The sequence below is a fragment of the Bradyrhizobium sp. MI1.11 genome (genome assembly GCF_055811255.1).
The window spans coordinates 152,726-172,079 of sequence record NZ_JBVVPM010000006.1 but is presented as its reverse complement, the minus strand read 5'-3'; the positions used below and the strand labels follow the sequence as shown (position 1 = coordinate 172,079).

Annotated in this window: 19 protein-coding genes; 7 read left to right on the top strand and 12 right to left on the bottom strand. The window is 64.8% G+C overall.

The window, feature by feature from the left end; all coding sequences use genetic code 11:
* Positions 1-153: 153 nt before the first annotated feature.
* Both AC0L30_RS08765 and AC0L30_RS08760 read right to left on the bottom strand, forming a co-directional pair.
* Positions 154-924 carry an SDR family NAD(P)-dependent oxidoreductase gene (locus AC0L30_RS08765; RefSeq protein WP_007593601.1) on the bottom strand — a complete coding sequence of 257 codons (771 nt, stop codon included), beginning with the start codon at positions 922-924 and terminating at the stop codon, positions 154-156.
* A 228-nt stretch (positions 925-1,152) separates the two neighbouring features.
* Positions 1,153-1,440, bottom strand: a complete 288-nt coding sequence (locus tag AC0L30_RS08760; RefSeq protein ID WP_007593600.1) for a hypothetical protein — start codon at positions 1,438-1,440, stop codon at positions 1,153-1,155.
* Between the two features lie 54 nt (positions 1,441-1,494).
* Between AC0L30_RS08760 and AC0L30_RS08755 the strand changes: the two genes are divergently transcribed.
* From AC0L30_RS08755 to AC0L30_RS08745, 3 genes are all read left to right on the top strand, one after another.
* Entirely contained in the window at positions 1,495-2,907 is a 1,413-nt protein-coding gene (locus AC0L30_RS08755) for a CoA transferase (protein WP_007593599.1), read from the top strand.
* A gap of 145 nt (positions 2,908-3,052) precedes the next feature.
* Positions 3,053-4,297, top strand: coding sequence for an efflux RND transporter periplasmic adaptor subunit (locus AC0L30_RS08750; protein WP_007593598.1), 1,245 nt, complete (start codon positions 3,053-3,055; stop codon positions 4,295-4,297).
* A 35-nt stretch (positions 4,298-4,332) separates the two neighbouring features.
* Positions 4,333-7,449: an efflux RND transporter permease subunit gene (locus tag AC0L30_RS08745; RefSeq protein ID WP_007593597.1), complete on the top strand. Its 3,117-nt coding sequence runs from the start codon at positions 4,333-4,335 to the stop codon at positions 7,447-7,449.
* 9 nt (positions 7,450-7,458) lie between these two features.
* Here AC0L30_RS08745 and AC0L30_RS08740 read toward each other — a convergent pair whose 3' ends face one another.
* The 8 genes from AC0L30_RS08740 to AC0L30_RS08705 all read right to left on the bottom strand — a co-directional run bounded on the left by AC0L30_RS08740 (position 7,459) and on the right by AC0L30_RS08705 (position 13,838).
* Positions 7,459-8,085 carry a LysE family translocator gene (locus AC0L30_RS08740; RefSeq protein ID WP_007593596.1) on the bottom strand — a complete coding sequence of 209 codons (627 nt, stop codon included), beginning with the start codon at positions 8,083-8,085 and terminating at the stop codon, positions 7,459-7,461.
* 201 nt (positions 8,086-8,286) lie between these two features.
* Complete coding sequence (locus AC0L30_RS08735) at positions 8,287-9,249, bottom strand: amidohydrolase family protein (RefSeq protein WP_473255734.1); 963 nt, start codon at positions 9,247-9,249, stop codon at positions 8,287-8,289.
* A gap of 54 nt (positions 9,250-9,303) precedes the next feature.
* Entirely contained in the window at positions 9,304-9,861 is a 558-nt protein-coding gene (locus AC0L30_RS08730) for a P-loop NTPase family protein (RefSeq protein WP_473404132.1), read from the bottom strand.
* A 51-nt stretch (positions 9,862-9,912) separates the two neighbouring features.
* On the bottom strand, positions 9,913-10,263 hold the full coding sequence (locus AC0L30_RS08725; RefSeq protein ID WP_007593593.1) for an addiction module antidote protein: 351 nt from the start codon (positions 10,261-10,263) through the stop codon (positions 9,913-9,915).
* Complete coding sequence (locus tag AC0L30_RS08720; protein ID WP_311985936.1) at positions 10,263-10,463, bottom strand: type II toxin-antitoxin system RelE/ParE family toxin; 201 nt, start codon at positions 10,461-10,463, stop codon at positions 10,263-10,265. Before AC0L30_RS08720 ends, AC0L30_RS08725 begins: the two co-directional genes overlap by 1 nt.
* Positions 10,464-10,615: 152 nt before the next feature.
* Positions 10,616-12,013, bottom strand: a complete 1,398-nt coding sequence (locus AC0L30_RS08715; RefSeq protein WP_007593592.1) for a TolC family outer membrane protein — start codon at positions 12,011-12,013, stop codon at positions 10,616-10,618.
* A 217-nt stretch (positions 12,014-12,230) separates the two neighbouring features.
* On the bottom strand, positions 12,231-13,010 hold the full coding sequence (locus AC0L30_RS08710; protein ID WP_473404131.1) for an enoyl-CoA hydratase: 780 nt from the start codon (positions 13,008-13,010) through the stop codon (positions 12,231-12,233).
* Positions 13,011-13,172: 162 nt separating this feature from the next.
* Complete coding sequence (locus AC0L30_RS08705) at positions 13,173-13,838, bottom strand: hypothetical protein (RefSeq protein ID WP_007593590.1); 666 nt, start codon at positions 13,836-13,838, stop codon at positions 13,173-13,175.
* A gap of 288 nt (positions 13,839-14,126) precedes the next feature.
* Here AC0L30_RS08705 and AC0L30_RS08700 point away from each other — a divergent pair, with 288 nt between their 5' ends.
* Entirely contained in the window at positions 14,127-14,672 is a 546-nt protein-coding gene (locus AC0L30_RS08700) for a sigma-70 family RNA polymerase sigma factor (RefSeq protein WP_007593589.1), read from the top strand.
* 2 nt (positions 14,673-14,674) lie between these two features.
* Positions 14,675-15,313 carry an NrsF family protein gene (locus AC0L30_RS08695; protein ID WP_007593588.1) on the top strand — a complete coding sequence of 213 codons (639 nt, stop codon included), beginning with the start codon at positions 14,675-14,677 and terminating at the stop codon, positions 15,311-15,313.
* A gap of 10 nt (positions 15,314-15,323) precedes the next feature.
* Here the strand turns inward: AC0L30_RS08695 and AC0L30_RS08690 are convergent, their stop codons facing one another.
* Entirely contained in the window at positions 15,324-16,427 is a 1,104-nt protein-coding gene (locus tag AC0L30_RS08690) for a DUF2336 domain-containing protein (protein WP_007593586.1), read from the bottom strand.
* Between the two features lie 63 nt (positions 16,428-16,490).
* Positions 16,491-17,648, bottom strand: coding sequence for a GGDEF domain-containing protein (locus AC0L30_RS08685; RefSeq protein ID WP_007593584.1), 1,158 nt, complete (start codon positions 17,646-17,648; stop codon positions 16,491-16,493).
* Between the two features lie 434 nt (positions 17,649-18,082).
* Between AC0L30_RS08685 and AC0L30_RS08680 the strand changes: the two genes are divergently transcribed.
* Positions 18,083-18,652, top strand: a complete 570-nt coding sequence (locus AC0L30_RS08680; protein ID WP_007593582.1) for a sigma-70 family RNA polymerase sigma factor — start codon at positions 18,083-18,085, stop codon at positions 18,650-18,652.
* Positions 18,649-19,344 (top strand): hypothetical protein, encoded by a 696-nt coding sequence (locus AC0L30_RS08675; RefSeq protein WP_007593580.1) that lies wholly within the window; start codon positions 18,649-18,651, stop codon positions 19,342-19,344. The genes AC0L30_RS08680 and AC0L30_RS08675 overlap by 4 nt, the downstream gene beginning before the upstream one ends.
* Positions 19,345-19,354: the final 10 nt, after the last annotated feature.

The following is a 19,354-nucleotide window of genomic DNA, read 5'->3' as shown; positions in this document are numbered from 1 at the left end:
CTGCCACGAGATTGTTGCGACGAGTGCGCGTCACACTCTCGGTGTCATACCCCGCGGAGGCGGGGTATCCAGTACGCCGCGGCTTCACGATTCAACTTCTGTCGCATCGGAATACTGGATCGCCCGGTCAAGCCGGGCGATGACAGCGTGGCCTCAAAAATTCACCCGGTTCGAGATCGCGCCGTCCACCACCAGATTGGAGCCCGTGGTGAACCCCGACACCGGGCTCGCCAGAAATACCGCCGCGCTCGCGATCTCCTGTGGCGTGGCCATGCGGCCGGTGGGGTTACGCTTCATCGCATCATTGTAACGCTCGGGCATGTTCTGCTCGATGGTATTCCAGACGCCGCCCTTGAAATAGACCGTGCCAGGCGAGACCACGTTGACGCGGATCTTCTTCTTCGCATATTGCCGCGCCAGTCCCTTGGCCATGTGGATCAATGCCGCCTTGATCGGGCCGTAGGAGCTCGCCGTGTCCGCTTGCGCCGCGGAGATCGATGAGATGATCACGAAGGCGGCGTCACCGCTGCTCGCACCGCTGGCCTCGAGGAACGGCCGCGCGGCGTCGAACGCATGCACGGCGCCGAGCAGGTCGAGCCGAAAATTCTGTTCCCACGACGCGGCATCATGGCCTTGCGCCATCGCGCCCGCGTTGGAGAACAGCATGTCGATGCCGCCAAGCTCTTTTGCCGCGCTCTCGATCCAGGATTTCAGCGCCGCGCCGTCGGTGACATCGACCGGGCCGCCGGTCGCGCGGATCCCGCTGGCCTTCAACTCCGTCACGGTGGCGGCAACCTGATCGGCGTTGCGCGCGCACACCGCGACATTGCTGCCTTCGCCGGCCAGCGTCGCCGCAATCGCCCGCCCGATGCCGCGCGTGCCGCCGAGTACGACGGCGTTCTTGCCTTTGAGACCGAGATCCATTGTTTGGTTTTCCTTGTTGTTGGTCGCGCGCTGTCGTTGCGAACAAAGCGGGGTGCCTCTCCAATGTCGTCCTGGCGAAAGCCAGGACCCATTACCACAAACCCTCGTTGCTGTGCGATGTTGTGGCCAACGCGCATTTCAACAACATTCGACCGGGGTAATGGGTCCTGGCTTTCGCCAGGACGACATCCTGCGTGCGTTTGATTGCGTCGTTCAAATCGATCACCCTCACTCCGGTGCCGCGCCCACCGGTGGGCCGCCGGGCGGGCGGTGCAGGAATGTCAGTGAGACGTAGGCGCCGGCCCAGGAGCCGATCGCCGCGAAAGCCACATAGAACGCATTTTCGGTGTAGCTGATCACGGCGTAGGAGGAGAGCATGTACCAGACCGCGCTCCAGTTCGCCGCGGGCACGCGCTTGCGCGCGATCACCGCCGAGGTGAACATGACATAGACCGCGTCGGTGGCTGCCGTTGCGATGAACACGGCGCCTGCGGTGAGGGGATCGATGGCGGCCATTGCATGTCCTTGTGTGCTAATGCGATGATCGCAAACTAAGGGGAGAGAAGGGTCATGCAAAGCCCCACAGAGATTCTCAGTGGCATCTGGACCTCCGCCGGCGGTGACGCCGCCGCGCTCGCGCGCGTGCGGCTGACGGGCGAGGAGCCGCAAATCCCGTCCTCGTTTCGCGTCGCAATTGCCGGCCAAACGACGATCGCAGCCGCCGGCCTTGCTGCCGCCGAAATCTGGAGATTGCGCAGCGGCGAGGCGCAGGACGTTAGCGTCGACCTGCGCCATGCCGTCGCCGAATGCCGCTCCGAGCGCTATTTGCGCGTCGACGACAAGCCGCCGCCGCCCGCCTGGGACGCCATCGCCGGCGTCTACAGAACCGGAGACAACCGGTTCGTCCGCTGCCACACCAATTTCCCGCATCATCGTGACGCCGTCTGCAAGGTCCTCGGCTGCGAACCCGAGCGCGAGAAGGTGCAGGCCGCATTGATGCAATGGAAGGGCGAGGATTTCGAGACTGCGGCTTACGCTGCGGGCGGCGTCGTTGCCTTGATGCGCTCCTACGACGAATGGTCGGCGCTGCCGCAGGCCCGCGCGCTCGCCGAATTGCCGCTGGTCTCGATCGAGAAGATCGGCGAGGCCCCGCCGAAGCCGTGGCCGCAACGACTGTCAAAAGGCGATCGCCCGCTCTCCGGCCTGCGCGTGCTCGATCTTTCGCGCGTCATCGCGGGCCCCGTTGCCGGCCGCACGCTCGCCGCGCACGGCGCGGATGTGCTGCTCGTGTCAGGCCCCGAACTGCCGGCCATTCCGTGGCTGACCATCGACACCAGCCGCGGCAAGCTCACCACCTTCATCGAGCTGAAGAGCGAGGCCGGACGTGCGCGGTTGCGCGAGCTCTTGAGAGACGCCGACATCTTCTCACAAGGCTATCGCCCGCGCGCGCTTGCTGCTCTCGGCTTTACGCCGGAGGACGCGGCGACAATCAACCCCGGCATCGTCTACGTGACGCTGTCGGCCTATGGCCATGCCGGCCCCTGGGCGGAACGGCGCGGCTTCGATTCGCTGGTGCAGACTACGACCGGCTTCAACCATGCCGAGGGACAGGCTGCCGGCATCGATGGACCGAAGGAATTGCCGGCGCAGATGCTCGACCACGCCACCGGCTATCTGATGGCGTTCGGCGCGATGATGGCCAAGGCCCGCCAGGTCCGCGAAGGCGGCAGCTGGCACGTGCGCGTGTCGCTGGCGCAGACCGGGCGCTGGCTGTGGAATCTCGGACGGCTCGAAAATGGCCTGAACACCCCGGATATTACGGGCGAGGCCGTACATGCTGCATTCATCGAGAGCATGCCATCTGGCTTCGGCACGTTGAAGGCGGTGCGCCATTCAGCGCTGCTTTCGAAGACGCCGGCGCAATGGAGCCGTCCGGCGATGCCGCTCGGCAGTCATCCGGCAGAGTGGCCGGTGACAAGCTGACGTGAAGCTGACGTGTCGCAAATTTTTAACGCAAACCGAAAGGCGCCCGGCGTTTTTTAGGTTGTTTGAAATCACAATTCGGCACTATTAGCGCGACCGATGAAGCGGGCATCCGCCGGTATCATCGCAGACACGACCGGGCCCCATGGTAGTTGAAAATACCAAGCGATTGCAGGTGCTTACAAAACAACGGGTGATTACATCCGTAGTTTTACTAGCTCTTGCCGGTGCCGGGGCCTACGGCTTCCTCTATGCGGGAGCCAAGGAGAAGAGCCACTCCGAGATCTCCAGCCAGTCGCGCAGGAATGCGCAGAACTTCACGCCGACGCCGTCGGAATGGGCGACGCTGACGATCGAGCCGGTCAAGGCCAAGACCTTCCGCGCCGAGTATGTCACCGAGGGCAAGGTCGCAGTCGACGAGGACCGTTCGACGCCGGTATTCTCGCCTTATGCGGGCCGGGTGACCAAGCTGCTCGCCAAGCCCGGCGAGGTGCTGAAGCAAGGTCAGCCGCTGTTCACAATCGAGGCCGCCGACACCGTGCAGGCCCAGAACGATTTCATTGCGGCGATGAGCTCGCAGAACAAGGCGAAGTCGGCGATCGATCTTGCCGACATCCAGTTCAAGCGCGCCAAGGACCTCTACGAGGGCCATGCCATCCCCCTGAAGGATTATCAGCAGGCGGAAGCGACCCAGGTTCAGGCGCAGAACGACATGCGCTCCTCGGCGACCGCGCTGGAAGCCGCGCGCAACAAGCTGCGGATCCTCGGCTTCACCGATGAGACCATCAAGGCGTTCCAGGACAAGGGCGTCATCAATCCGGAGGTCACGATCTATTCGCCGATCGCGGGCACGGTCGTGCAGCGTAAGATCGGCCCCGGCCAGTACGTTAATTCGGGCGCCAGCGATCCGGTCTTCGTGGTCGGCGACCTCTCCTCGGTCTGGCTCACCGCCTTCGTGCGCGAGAGCGATGCGGCTGCCGTGTGCGTCGGGCAGGACATCAGCGTCAACGTGATGGCGCTGCCGGGCCGCCCCTTGACCGCCAAGGTCAACTACGTCGCCGCCGCGATCGATCCGAGTACCCGCCGCCTGCTGGTCCGCGCCACCATCGACAACAAGGACGGTCTGCTGAAGCCGGAGATGTTCGCCAACGTCACGATCTATTCGTCCGGCGACCGCGCCGCGCCGGCGGTACCGAAGCAGGCCTTGATCTACGAAGCCGACAAGGTCCGCCTTTGGGTCGCACGCGAGGACAAGTCGGTGGAGTTGCGCGAGATCAAGATCGGTCTCATCAATGGCAACCTCGTCGAGGTCACCAGCAATCTCAAGCCCGGCGAGCAGGTGGTCACCAAAGGCAGCCTGTTCATCGACCGCGCCGCGTCCGGCAGCTGATTGACGGGCCGGAAAAAGACAAGCTGAAGACCTGAATGGATCGCCTCGTCGCCCTTGCCGTCAACCGGCGCTTCCTGATGGTCGGGATGTTCGTCGCCGTGCTCATCGGCGGCCTGATCGCGTTCAACCAGCTCAACATCGAGGCTTACCCCGATCCGACCCCGCCGATGGTCGACATCGTGACGCAGAGCCCGGGCCTGTCGGCGGAGGAGATCGAGCGCTACATCACGATTCCGATCGAGACCCAGGTCGCGGGTCTGAAGAACCTGACGACCATTCGCACCATCTCGCTCTACGGCCTCTCCGACGTCAAACTGCAGTTCTCCTTCGCCTACACTTATGACGAGGCGTTGCAGCAGGTCTTGAACCGCCTGGCGCAGCTCGCTCCACTGCCCGGCAACGTGCAGCCGCAGATCTCGCCGCTCAGCCCGATTGGCGAGATCTTCCGCTACCGTCTCGTCGGTCCGCCGAACTACAGCGTGCTCGACCTCAAGACCATCCAGGACTGGATCCTCCAGCGGCGCTTCCGTGCCGTGCCCGGCGTGATCGACGTCACCGGGTGGGGCGGCAAGAGCAAGACCTACGAGCTCCAGGTCGACTTCAACAAGCTGGTCGCTAACGGCCTGACGCTGCCGCAATTGCTCCAGGCGGTCGGTAATTCCAACGTCAATGTCGGCGGCAACACCGTCAATATCGGTCAGCAATCGGCAGTGGTGCGCGGCGTCGGCCTGATCCGCTCGATCGACGACCTCGCCAACACCATGGTCTCGCAGACCAACGGCAATCCGGTGCTGGTCAAGGACGTCGCCACCGTTACCGTCGGCCAGAAGCCACGTCTCGGCATTGCCGGCCTCGACGAGGCCGACGACATCGTGCAGGGCATCGTCCTGATGCGCCGTGGCGAGCAGAGCTCGCCAACCATCAAGCGCGTCCACCAGCTCGTTCAAACCATCAACGAGTCCAGCATCCTGCCGCCCGGCGTGCGCATCGAGCGCATCTACGACCGCGGTGACCTGATTGAGCTCACCACCCACACCGTGCTGCACAACATGGTGGTCGGCATCTTGCTGATCGTGCTGTTGCAGTGGATCTTCCTCGGCGATCTCCGCAGTGCGCTGATCGTCGGCGCCACTATCCCGTTCGCGCTGTTCTTCGCGGTGATCATCCTGGTGCTGCGCGGGGAATCGGCGAACCTGCTGTCGGTCGGCGCGATCGATTTCGGCCTGATCGTCGATGCCACCGTCATCATGGTGGAAGCGATCTTCCGGCGCCTGACGCAGACGACGCCGATGTCGGAATCCGAGCAGATGTCGTCCGAGACGCTGTTCGGCATGAAAAGCCACGCCATCCTCAGCGCAGCGGCCGATGTTTCCCGTTCGATCTTCTTCGCCGCGGCGATCATCATCGCGGCCTTCCTGCCGCTGTTCACGCTCTCCGGCGTCGAGGGCAACATCTTCGGGCCGATGGCGCGCACCTATGCTTATGCGCTGGCCGGCGGCCTGCTTGCGACCTTCACCGTCACTCCGGCGCTGTCCGCGATCATCCTGCCCGCGCATGTCCATGAGACCGAGACCAGGGTGATGCTGATCCTGCATCGGATCTACATGCCGGTGCTGCATTGGGCGGTCGCCAACCGCGGCATCATGCTCGGTGGCGCGTTCGGCCTCGTGCTGATGACGGTTGCGCTCAGCCGGTTGCTTGGCCTCGAATTCCTGCCGAAGCTGGAGGAGGGCAATCTCTGGATCCGCGCCACGCTGCCGCCGACCATCTCGCTCCAGGAAGGCAACTCCTACGTCAACGAGATGCGCAAGGTGATCCGCGCGCGGCCTGAAGTGGAATCCGTGGTGTCGCAGCACGGCCGCCCCGATGACGGCACTGACGCCGCCGGCTTCTTCAACGCCGAGTTCTTCGCGCCGCTCAAGCCCGCGAGCCAATGGCCCGGCACCCGCGACAAGGAAGAGCTGACTGCGCAGCTGCTCAAGCAGCTCGACGATCGCTTCCCCGGCGTCGAGTTCAACTTCTCGCAATATCTCCAGGACAACGTCTCCGAAGCCGTCTCCGGCGTGAAGGGCGAGAACTCGATCAAGCTGTTCGGCAGCGATCTCCAGGCGCTGACCGACACCGCCAACAAGATCAAGTCGGTGCTGGCAACCGTGCAGGGCGTCACCGATCTTGCGGTGTTCACCTCACTCGGGCAGCCGACCATCCAGATCGACATCAACCGTGCCAAGGCCGCGCGCTACGGCCTCGCGCCGGGCGACATCAATGCCACCATCAAGGTCGCGATCGGCGGCGACACCGCCGGCGACATCTACGAGGCGGGAAGCGACCGCCACTTCCCGATCATCGTTCGTCTCGCGCCGGAATTCCGCAGGAGCGCCGAGGCGATCCAGAATTTGCGGATCGGCGCGCCCGGACCGAACGGCACCGTCACGCAGATCCCCCTGAGCGAGGTCGCCACCATCAGCCTCGTCTCGGGAGCGGCCTACATTTATCGCGAGCAGCAGGAACGCTATCTGCCGATCAAGTTCTCGGTGCGTGAGCGCGACCTCGGCAGTGCGATCCGAGAGGCGCAGCAGAAGATCGCCGATCAGGTGCAGCTGCCGCCCGGCGCGCACATGGATTGGGTCGGCGAATTCGGCAATCTCCAGGACGCGATCCGGCGATTGTCGATCGTGGTGCCGATCTCGCTGGCGCTGATCGGCGTCCTGCTCTGGTTCAATTTCGGCTCGATGACCGACACGCTGCTCGCCATGAGCGTGATCCCGATGGCGATCTTCGGCGGCGTGCTCGGTCTCTTGATCACCGGCACCGCCTTCAGTGTCTCGGCAGCGATCGGCTTCATCGCGCTGTTCGGCATCGCCGTGATGGACGGCATCATCATCCTGTCGCAGTTCAACCAGCTCATCGAAGAGGGCATGGACCGCATGAGCGCGGTGATACGCACCGGCGAATTGCAGCTTCGGCCGGTGCTGATGACCTGCGTCGTCGCGGGCATCGGTCTGTTGCCGGCCGCGCTGTCGGAAGGCATCGGCTCGCAGGTGCAGAAGCCGCTCGCGGTGGTCGTAGTGACGGGCATGATGCTCGCGCCGATCGTGATCCTGGTGACGCTGCCGGTGCTGATCTCCTTCTTCTCCCGCCGCGCACGCTGACGCTGCCAATCACAGCATTCGCTGCGCGATCCGCACCAGCATCATGGTGCCGAGGCCCAGCAGCATCAGGCTGGCCAACCGGCTGCTCATCGACAGCATGCGCGGCGTCAGCCGTGATCGCGCCGTTGCCACGATCGTGCTGAGCACGGTCCACCAGATCGCGGAACCGACGAAGACACCGGCGATCAACGGGGCTGCCGCGGCTTGCATGGAGAAGGCGTGCAGCGCAGCCAGAAACAGGATGACGGTCAGCGGATTCGTGAACCCAAGCGCGATGGCGCTGAGATAGGCGCGCGCCAGACGTACGTTGTCGACGTCGTCGGTCGTCTGGAGCGCGACCGAGCCGCGATGGGTCCGGATCGCGAACCACAGCAGCGTGAGCGCCGAGACGATGCCGAAGCCGGCGGCATTGGCCTCGACCCAGGGCTGTGCCAGTGAGCCCAGTCCCAAAACCGCGAGGGCGCTGTAGGTGAGATGCACGGTCGCGGCGCCGAAGCCGGTTGCGAGGCCCGTGGCCATGCCTGATGCCAATGTGCGCTGAATGCACAGCATGCCCATCGGTCCGATCGGGGCGGCGACGGTGAAACCAATTCCAATGCCGGAAAAAAGCGCGGCAAGATAATGCGATAAAGACATGCACCCGCACGAACAAATGAAATCTGTGCGTGTGCGTAGCCCCGAAAATGAATCGCCGCCTCAACCAGAAGGGTGAGAAACGAACGAGGGCACAAACACGTTCGTGTGAGTCCAACGAGTTTGTGCCTTCGCCGACAACAGTTCCACGCCTCACTATGGAACCGTGTCGCGGTCGTTGAACCGAATTGCGCCTGTCGCGACTCAGAATCCGTAGAGTTGCGCCGGGTTGTCGACCAGGATCTTCTTGCGCACATCCGCATCCGGCGCCCATACCGGAAGCTGGTTGAGCAGGCGGCCGTCGTCGATCTGGTAGAGCGGTGCGATGTCGGTGGCTTTGCGTCCCTCGACACGGCTCGAATCCGGGTGCGGCCAGTCCGTACCCCAGACGACGCGGTCCGCATTCGCTGCGATCAGTGCGCGCGCATAGGGCGCCATGTCCTGATAGTCGGGCGCGAGCTTCGAGGAGCGATAGGCGCCGGAAATCTTGACATGGGCCTTGCCGGATTTCACCAGCGCGACCAGGTCGGCAAATCCCGGTTGCTCCAGCCCAAGCGAGGCCTCAAGGCCGCCGAAATGGTCGAATACAACGGGTACCGGTGCCGTCTCGACGAGGTCCTTGATCGCCGAGATCATGGGCAGCGTGGTGTAGAGCTGCACGTGCCAGCCGCGCGCCTTCATGCGCTCGACGGCGGCGGTGAAGCGCGGCCGGCCGACATTGGGATCATTGACGCCGCCGGTCGCGAGATTGAGGCGGACACCGCGAAAGCCGTCTGCATGCATCGTGTCAAGCTGGGCCTCGGTCGTTTTGTCGTCGATCACGGCCACCCCGCGCGCGGCCGCGCCACGCGCCTTCATGCCGAACAGCGTCGAGGAATTATCGGTGCCGTAGACACTCGGCGTCACGATCACAACGCGCTCGATATGCAGCGCCTTGTGCAGCGCGGCCATTTCTTCGGGGCTCGCCGGCTCCGGCGTGTAGACGCGGCCCGCGAAGAACGGAAATTTTTCGACATCGCCATGGATGTGGGTGTGGCAGTCGCAGGCATGCGCCGGGACGTCGAAATTAACCGGCGTCGCGGGCTGCGCCGCGCGGGCGTGGACTTTGCTGGTCATGGCTACTCCGGCGGCAAGAGAGGCAAGCAGAACGCTGCGTCGATCGAGCATGGTTTCTCTCCCCTGTTTTTATTATTCTGGCAGTGGCGTCGCGACAGTATCACATCAGCCTGGCAGCCGCTGCGCTTCGCTGCATAGCTGTTCGACGAGGTCCGCAAGCGGGCGTGAGCCGTCGACGCGCACGACCGGGCAGGGCAGCTTCGCGAGCCACGCCTCATCTTTTGCGAGACTGCGGCCGTCGCGATCGCTTGCTTCGTAGTGCGAGGCCCAATCGACGAACGACTCCGCCTCCTCATGACGCCAGCCGCCCGGTGCGACGGCATCCGCTCCGAAATGCATAGCCTCGCGGCCACGCAGGCGCTGCAAGCGGAGCTCGCGCGGCGTCGTCACAAAGACGACGAGATCGAAGAATGGGACGAGCTCGTCGCCCCAACCGGTCACGGTTCCGCTCAGCACCCAATCGAGCCGCGGCAAGAACATCTCGCGCATTAGTCGCAAACGTTCGGCGGCGGGGCGCGTGGTCTGGTAGGGCGGCGCGGTCGGCAGCCAGAAATAATCATCGCTGTCGTGATGCGGCAGCGCAAGCCTGCCGGCGAGCGCGCGGCCGATCGTCGTCACGCCGGAGCCTGAAGCTCCCATCAGATGGATGCGGCGGCTTTTCATGTTCAGATCCTGAGACTGCCCGAACCGATTGCGCGGGTGCGGCGCGCTCCCTCACGCCGCTCGACGGCGCTTCGACATTCGCCCGCTTGTCGCGGGTTGGGCGGACAATGTCAGGCCTAACGCTCCGACAATGCGCATGACCGTGCCAAACTCAGGATTTCCGGTCTCTCCGAGCGCCTTGTACAGACTCTCGCGGTTCAACCCGGCTTTCTTCGCGATCGCGCTCATCCCGCGCGCGCGAGCGACAAGGCCGAGTGCGTCGCGCACGAAATCAGGATCGCCGGTCTCTAATGCGGCCGCAATATAGGCGGCCTGACGTTCTTCTGTGTTGAGATAGTCGGCAGCGTCGAAACGCGTCGTCCTGGATGCCGCCTTGACCGTCGTTTTCGCTGCTTTTGGCATCACATTGTCTCCGCCAGTTGCTGGGCTAGCTTGATGTCGCGTCGCTGCGTGCGCTTGTCCCCGCCACACAGCAGGATCACAATCTGCGTTCCGCGCTGCACATAGTAGATCCGATAGCCCGGTCCGTAGTCGATGCGCATTTCCCGGACGTTGCGACCGACGCTCTTGCTGTCGGCGAACGCGGGCAGTGATCCGGGCAACCGCGCTGGCGTCCTTGAGGCGGGTCAGCCACTCCGAAAAATGCTCGGTTTGCCTCACCTCGATCATGAGGTGCAAATGTAGCCCATGGGCTACAAAATGTCAAAGGAGGGTGGGTGCCTGGGCGGTGGAGAGCCCAAAGGCGTTGCGGAAACTACTGCCCGGATGGCGTGCGCAGGCCGTGCCAGGCGTCACGGACCTGCTGGTAGTGCACCTCGGGCAGATAGTCCGGCGTGTTCAGGCTCAAGGTCTTGACGTCGAGATGGCCGACGGCGCTGAGCAGCGTATAGGACGCGATCACGCGGTCGCGGTTGGCGCCGATCAGGCGGGCCTTGGCCTGGATCAGATCGGCCTGCGAGTTCAGCACATCCACCGTCGTGCGCTGTCCGCCGGCGGCCTCGCGCTGCACGCCCTGGAGCGCGACGGTCGCCGCCTTCACTTCGGACTCCGATGCCGAGACCGCGATCTTGGCGCCTTCATGGACAACCCACGCGCTGACCGCCGCCGTGCGCGCCTGGTTGCGCACCTGGTCGAGCACGAGCCGGCTCTGCGCCGTGATCTCCTTGGCCTGCCGGGTCTGTGCGGCGGCCTGGCCACCGTCGTAGATCGGCACGGTGACATTGGCGACGATCGAGGCCTGATCTTCGGCGAAGGTGCCGAGCGTCGGGTCGTTGTTACGGCTCTTGCTGGCGCTGCCCTGGACGCTGGCGCTCGGCAGCAGCGCGCCTTCGGCGACGCGGATGTTGGTGGAGGCGACATCGACGTCGAAGCCGGCGGCCATCACTGCCGGGTGCTGGCGGATCGCCATCGTCAACGCGTCTTCACGGCTCTTCGGCAGATAGCGGTCGACGACTTCGGCAGCGCGAAGCTGCGACGGTGCATTGCCGATCACCTGTGCGTATATCGCCTGGCTCACCGCGAGCGCGACTTCGGCGGCGTTGAGATCGGAGAGCCCGCGGTTGAGGCGCGCCTCGGCCTGGGCGCTGTCGGTCGGCGTGACGTCGCCGGCGTTGAGGCGCCGTTGAGTGACCGAGAGCGTTTCGCGCAGGAAGGCGACGTTGGAGCGCTGCGCCTCGACCAGCGATTGGTTGGCGAGCACGTTGGTGTAGGCGGTGACCGCGTCGAGCAGCACGCCCTGGCCGACGTTGCGCAGCGCCTCGCGGCCCGACTGCACCTGGAGTTCGGCGGCGCGCACGTTGTTGGCGGTGCGGAAGCCGTTGAACAGGGTCTGCGTCACGGTGACGCCGATGATCCACGGCTTCAGATTGGCGGTCTGGATGGTGTTGTCGGGCAGCAGGTTGCGCACGGATTGCAACCCGGCGCTGAGGCTTGCCACGATCTGTGGCCGGTAGCCCGCGAGCGCCTGCGGCACGTTCTCGTCAGTGGCGCGTTGCCGCGCGCGCTCGGCATTGAGCTGCGGATTGGTCTGGTAGGCCTTGGCGAGCGCCTCCGGCAGCGCTTCCGCCCGTGCGGCGGAGGGCAGGGCGCAACAGAGTGCCAGCGTGGTCCATGTCGCGAGCACAGGAGCCACGCCCGATCGATGCCGCGTCATCACGCGACCAGCTCTGGCGGCACGCCCAATCATGTAATCCGCAAATCCCGGCTGTCCGCCCCCGCCGACGGCGGCTCTCTTAACTGTTTAACCAGCCGAGGTCCCGCAGGCAAACTGCCGCGGGGGAAACCCCCATCTATTCCGTGCTTGTTGCAGGTACATCACAGGGATTCTGCGGGAACGGCATTGCCTTACACCAGCCTGACCGCGCGCCTCCTTACCGGTTCTTGTTCACCGGCTTCCGCTTCTCGATGAACGCCGCCATGCCCTCGGAGCGGTCCTCCAGCGCGAAGGTCGAGTGGAACAGGTTGCGCTCGACGCTCATGCCCTCGGCGAGCGTGGTCTCGAAGGCGCGGTTGACCGCTTCCTTGGCCATCGCGACCGCGGGCCGCGACATCGCGGCAACCTTCTCGGCCGCGCCCATCACCTCGTCCATCAGCTTGTCGGCCGGAACGATGCGGCTGACGAGGCCGCTGCGCTCGGCTTCGGCTGCATCCATCATGCGGCCGGTGAGGCAAAGGTCCATCGCCTTGGACTTGCCGATCGCACGGGTCAGGCGCTGGGTACCGCCGATGCCGGGGATGGTGCCGAGCGTGATTTCGGGTTGACCAAATTTGGCGGTGTCGGCGGCGATGATGAAGTCGCACATCATCGCGAGCTCGCAGCCGCCGCCGAGGGCATAGCCCGCGACCGCGGCGATCGTCGGCTTGCGGCAGCGCGCGACCCGATCGCCGCCGATCGTGGCAAAATCCTCCGAGAACATGTCGATGAAGCCTTTCGGCTGCATCTCCTTGATGTCGGCGCCGGCGGCAAATGCCTTCTCGCTGCCGGTCACGACGATGCAGCCGATGGCGTCATCGGCTTCGAGATCGTCGACGGCCGCGGCGATCTCGCGGAAGACGCCGAAGGAGAGTGCGTTGAGCAGCTTCGGCCGATTCAGCTTGATGATGCCGACCGCGCCATTGCTTTCGACGATGATGTGTTCGAACGTGCTCATGCTCCACCCACGCTTTTGGTTGAGCGGGCAATGTGCCCGCTGGCGCGGTGGGCTTCAAGAGGCGCCAAAGCCATCGGAGCAGGAACGGCCGGAACACGCGGCGAGATGCGCGTTCCGCACGAGGTCCCGCGGGCCGGCGATCAGGCTGTAATCAAGCCAAAGTCACGCCATGAACATGCGTGCGGCGGAGGCCAGCGTCAGCAGCGTGCCGACGCCGATGAAGATTTTTCCGATCAGGGAGCTCTGGTCCCAGGCCGAGCTCTGCTGGCTGCTTGCCATCACCGGTGCCGGACGCGGCTGCGCGTCGGTTGCGGCGATCACCGCCTTCTGCGCCGGCGCGTTGTCCTGTTGCACGGCGCGATCGATGTCATTGAGCTGATCGGGTGCGACGACCTGGCTCTCGGCGTTCGGGGTGGCGGTGTTATCGGCCGCGGCCTGGACGTTGTCGTTGGCCCGGCCCGTCATTGCGGACGCAGCAGCCGCAGTCGGCGTATCGGCGGCGGCGAGTTGCGCATTGGCGTTGGCGACTTCCGGCGGCATCTGGCTCGAGGCCGGCGCGTCACGATTGTCGGCCTTCGTCTCATCGGCCGTTGCCACGGCGTCCTTCTTGTCGGCCTTGTCGTCGGATTTCTGCGCCGTCTTGGTGCTGTCGCGGTGGCGCGACGTGTGACGCCGCTGCTTGCTCGGCTTGACCTCGTCCGCCTGTTTGCCTGCGCTGTCCGACTTGCTGCTAGCGGCTGAACTCGGCGCCGCCTGTGCAACGCCCCCAAACAGCACGAAAAGCCCGGCCAGGAGAATCAGGGCCGCGCGCCCGCTGGCTTTCATCATGTTGACATCTCCCCAATTCCACCCGTCCCGGGAGCGAACAGAGACCCTGGGGCGTGACCACAGCGGGGCAGAAAATGGGAATCTTCGGGCCACACCGGGCAAAAGCGCGGCAAACCGTTGCGTTCGCGGCCGGCCACGGGTGCGGACGGGACTGATCGGTGTTATGAGCCGTCGCAGATTTTGACGGCCGTATCGGTCGCGCGGCCAAGCACGATCACGAATTCGTGATCGTGCCGCCGCCGGCGTAACAAACTGAAAGAACGGCCGAATTGCATGGTGAGGGCGCGCGTGCGCGGACGTGAGGACGAGTGGACCGGCCTGATGCGGTCGGCCATGGCAGGCGATGACGCAGCGTATCATCGCCTGTTGAAGGCGGTCACGCCTGTGCTGCGTGCTGCCGCGAGGCGCGGCCTGGCGCGGGCCGGGCAGCCTCCCGACCAGGCCGAGGATATCGTGCAGGAGATTCTGTTGGCGGTGCATCTGAAGCGGCACACTTGGGACAGCGAAGCCCCCTTCGCCCCGTGGCTGTTTGCGATCGGCCGCAACAAGCTGATCGACATGCTGCGGCGACGGGGGAGGCGGATCTTCGTCAACATCGACGATTTCGCCGAGACCCTGCCGGGCGAGGCGCCGCAGGAGACGGTCTCGGCCGGCGAAGTCGCCAGCCAGCTCAATACGCTGCCGCAACGCCAGCGCGACGTGTTGCAGTCGATCGCGGTCGACAGCACCTCGATCAAGGACACGGCGGCGAAATATTCGATGAGCGAGGGCGCGGTGCGGGTGGCGCTGCATCGCGGACTTGCGGCGCTGACAGCCAAACTGCGGAACCACTAGTCATGGATACCGATCAACTCATTCGCACGCTCGCGGCCGATAACGCCCATCGCCCGCCGCGCGTCGGCGCGGTGCTGACCATGGCGCTGCTGGTCGCCGCGCCCCTGTCGATTCTGATCTTCGCCACCTTCCTCGGTGTGCGTCACGACGTGATGAGCGCGATGCACAACCCGTTCTTCGACATGAAGTTCGCGGTCACGCTGTCGCTCGCGATACCCGCGATCATCGTCAGCCTGCATCTGTCGCGTCCCGAAGCCTTGCTGCGTGGCTGGGGCTGGCTGCTGCTGCTGCCCGTCGGGCTGCTCGCGGTGGCGATCGGCAGCGAGGCGATGATGGCGCCGGCCATGCCGATGACGATGCGATTGATGGGCAAGAATTCCAGGGTGTGCCTGTTGGCAATCCCTGCGATGTCGCTGCCGCTGCTTGCGGGGGCCCTGTTCGGCCTGCGCCACGGCGCGCCGTCCCACCCCGCGCTCGCCGGCGCGCTCGCCGGCCTGGTGTCGGCGGGCCTTGCCGCGACGCTGTACGCCTCGCACTGCACCGATGACTCGCCGCTGTTCGTCGCGACCTGGTACACGCTCGCGACCGCGTTGGTGACGGCAATTGGCGCGCTGGTGGGGGCGAAGGTCCTACGCTACTAGCTCGCCGGCTTCACGCCGCCGGCGTCGCGCCCTGCTGCATGCGGTGGAAGCGCAGCACCTGCTGCGCGGTCGAACTGCGCAGCGCCTCGTAAGCGTCGCGCAGCGTCACCATGTCGGTCTGCGAGCCGCCTGCGAGCTTCTCGCGCAGGGCGATGATGGCGCGGACGCTCGACCATTGCATGGCCGCGACCTTGGCGAGGATCATCACGCCCTCGACCCGGCTTTCGATCATCATGGTCTCGGCGGTCTCGACTGCGACGCCCGCAAGCGCGGCAAGCCCTGCGTTGGTTTCGTCGAACTTGCCTTGCTCCGCGAAGGTGGCGACCTGGAGCTCGGTGAGGCGGCCGTCCTCGTGCAGCGACTTCACCAGCGCGCGCGCCCTCTCGGTCTGCCTGGTCATGCTGGCGGCGCGGATTCGCTGCGCCGCTTCCTGGACCACGCTGGACACGTCGTCCGCGAGCTCCGGATGCGCGGCCTCCAGCTTCCTGCGCACGGCCAAGGAGGCCTTCGCGACCAGCTTCAAATAATGATGGCGGGGCAGGTCGGCCCGCAGGCCGATGGAGCTGGCGAGGTCGTCGTCACGTTCGGCGCGGGTCACGAGGTCGGCGAGACTTCCCTCCGACAGTTGCGCGCCCGGATTGTTGACGGTCGATTGCACCACGTCCTCGTCGCCGCGGGTCACCAGCACGTCGCTCAGCGCTTCCGACAGTACCCGCCGCAGCGAGATCGCCTTGAGATGGGCCTGGCCCCTGGTGCGCGCGATCTCGATCAGGGTCGCCTCGTCCAGCCGTTCGGATTTCGACAGCACCGGGCCGGAAACCTCGATCACCTCGTCGAGCGCGAGCGTGCGGATGATCTTCGGCGGCGCAGCCGCGATCGATGCGAGGCGTTCGGCGAGCAGCGCCCTGGCGGACGTCTCGATCTGCTCGATCAGGCATTGGAACACGTCGTCGAACACGCGGACGTGGTCGTCGGAATAGTCCAAGGCGTTGCCCACGAAGAGATCGGTGACGCGGCGCAGCGTCTCGACCCGGTGCGCGACGGTGCCGTGCGAGAGCGCAGTTTGCAATTCCTCGAGCAGACTTTCGGATGATTTTACGGCTTTGGATCTCATTGCCCTGTCCTGGAGCGTTCGGCCCGGCCGCGGCTTCTGTCGCGCCGGGAGAAAATGGATTGGTCAGCTGGTTGCAATGCGGTTGCGCCCCTGTGCCTTGGCGGAATAGAGCGCGCTATCGGCGCGCACGAGAAACGTGTCGGCAGTATCGTTGTCGCGTAGTGTCACGACGCCCGCGGAAATGGTCACGCGCATGCCCGGGGAGAATGCGCTCCAGTCCAGATCGGCGACGATCCCGCGCAGGCGATCGAGCATGCGCGACGCCGCATCGCCGTCCATCCCAGGCAGCAGCAGCAAGAATTCCTCGCCGCCGTAGCGGCCGAAGCAGTCGGCCGGGCGGATATTGGCGAACATTGTGATCGCGAAGGTGCGCAGCACCTCGTCGCCGACGGGATGGCCGTGGGCGTCGTTGATGCGCTTGAACCAGTCGAGGTCGATCAGCGCGATCGCGCAAGGCCTCGATGTCTGCCGCGATTTTTCGATCTCGGCGTCGAGAAGTCGCATGATGCAGCGGCGGTTGTAGGAGCCGGTGAGCTCGTCGAGCTCCGCCAGCTCCTCGATGCGCTGATAGGCGGCCTTCAGCTCGATGCTGCGCCGGTACAGGATCTTGCGCAGCGTGGCGCCGAACAGGCCGAGGAAGGCGCACTGGCCGATCACCAGCACGAAGCACAGCATCGAGGCGGCCCGTTGCAGCTGGGTCGTCACCGGCAGTCCGATTGGCAAGTCCGAGGCGAGGAAAACCAAGGCGAGCCCGCACGTCGCAAGGCCCCAGGTGAGCATCGCCTGACTAGAGGTCATACGAAGCGTGCCGAAGGCGAAGATCAGGAACAGCACGGCAAGGAACGCAACTCCGACTGTCGGCACCGCGAGCAGGAACAGCAGCTGCAGCGTCATATGCGCCGAGATCTGGAAGACGGTGAGGTAATGATCCTCGAACCGGTCGCCGAAGCCCGCTTCCGACAGCACGGTGAAGGTCCCGATGATCAGAAGGCCGCCGAGCCAGAACAGTGACGGAACGCCCATGGAGATCACGCCGTCAAAAGCGTAGAGCAGCAGGACGGAGGCGCCGAGCGAGTAGCTCGCCACCTGGCCGACATACATCTGGCGCCGCTGCCGGATCCGGCGCGCGAGGACTTCGGGTGCCGCCGCTTCGGTGGTCAGGGCGAGATCCGCGGCCTCAGCGGCATTCCTCTCGGGAAAGGACGTCGCAGCCGTGCTCATGGTCCCGCCAATCGTGGATGTCAGCCCAAAAATCTACGTGGCAAGCCTTTAGGTTTGGTATCCTTCGAAACCGAATCCACGCTGTACAGCGCGGCAGCGCGGGACGTCGACCGTCCCAGGAATTTGCCGGCGATTAGGCATCGTGTGCGACGCGGTCGAGCCAAAGCAGGGCTTCGGAAGACATATGTCGTGCTAAGCTGCTAAGGTTCCATGCACGTCGGGCCGTCTAAGCTGGGACGGCATTGCTCAGGAAAGTGCTTCATTACTATGTTACCGTTCTTGAGCGAAGCGCCCAGCCGCGGGTGGCAACAGGAAATTTCGCGTCTGTGGGGTAGATCACACAGCTTCCCGTACGACTGCGGTAGGTTGAACAATTTTACCCCTCCCGTCGAACCGTCTGCCGCATCCACCCGACCAACCTTGCGAGACGGTCTTTGAGCGTGACACAAGCGGCTTCGGACGAGATCCTGATCGCCAGGATCGCTCAAGGCGACCGGCTCGCCATGCAGGTGCTGTACGGGCGGCACCATGTCAGGGTGTATCGGTTCGGCCTCCGGCTCGTGCGGGACGAGCAGGCGGCGGAAGACCTCATCAGTGAGGTATTTCTCGATGTCTGGCGTCAAGCCGGCAAGTTTGAGGGCCGATCCGCCGTTTCCACCTGGCTGCTGGCCATTACCCGATTCAAGGCCCTGTCTGCGCTCCGGCGCAGGAAGGATTTTGAGTTGGACGACGACGCCGCGAACGCGATTGAGGATACGTCCGACAATCCGGAAACGGCGGTGCAGAAGAAGGATACCAGTGAAGCGTTGCGGGAGTGTCTGACGGGCCTCTCGCCGGACCATCGGGAAATCGTCGATCTCGTCTACTACCACGAGAAGTCCGTGGAAGAGGTGGCCGAAATCGTAGGCATCCCGGAGAACACTGTGAAGACGCGCTTGTTCTATGCGCGCAAGAAATTGGCCGAACTGCTGAAAGCAGCCGGCATTGAGCGAGGCTGGCCATGATGGCTTTGAGCAAGAAGATGCTGGAGCAAGAGCCCGGTGAAATTGAACTGCTGCTGCCGTGGCACGCCGCCGGCACGCTGAACCCGCGCGATGCGCGCCGCGTCGACGAGGCGCTGGCGCGCGATCCCGAGCTCGCGAAGCAATATGCCGCGATCCGCGGCGAGTATGAAGAGACCATCCATCTGAACGAGAGCCTGGGTGCTCCGTCGGCGCGCGCGATGCAGAAGCTGTTCGCCGCGATCGACGCCGAACCTGCGCGGGCGGCCGGTTCGCTGCCGCTGTCGGCGCGCATCGCCACCTTCTTTGCGAGCCTGTCGCCGCGCACGCTGGCCTGGTCGGCGAGCCTTGGCGCCATGGCGCTCGTGCTGCAAGCCGGAATCATCGGCGCCGTGTTGACGAAGACCCAGACTGCGACCTTCCAGACTGCTTCGCTCTCGACCAGCGCTCCGCTTACACGCGACCTCGGCACGACCGTCCCGCCAGCGCGCGCGCTGGTGCGCTTCACGCCCGAGGCGCGCGTCGCCGACATCACCGCATTGCTCGACGGCTACCAGGCTTCGATCATCGGCGATGCCAAGGGCGGCATGTTCCGCCTCCAGTTCGACAAGGCGATGAGCCAGGACGAACTCGCCTCGCTGCTCGGCAAGATGCAGCGCGAGAAGTTCGTCAACCTCGCCGTCGCGGCGCCGTAAGGCGCTTCCA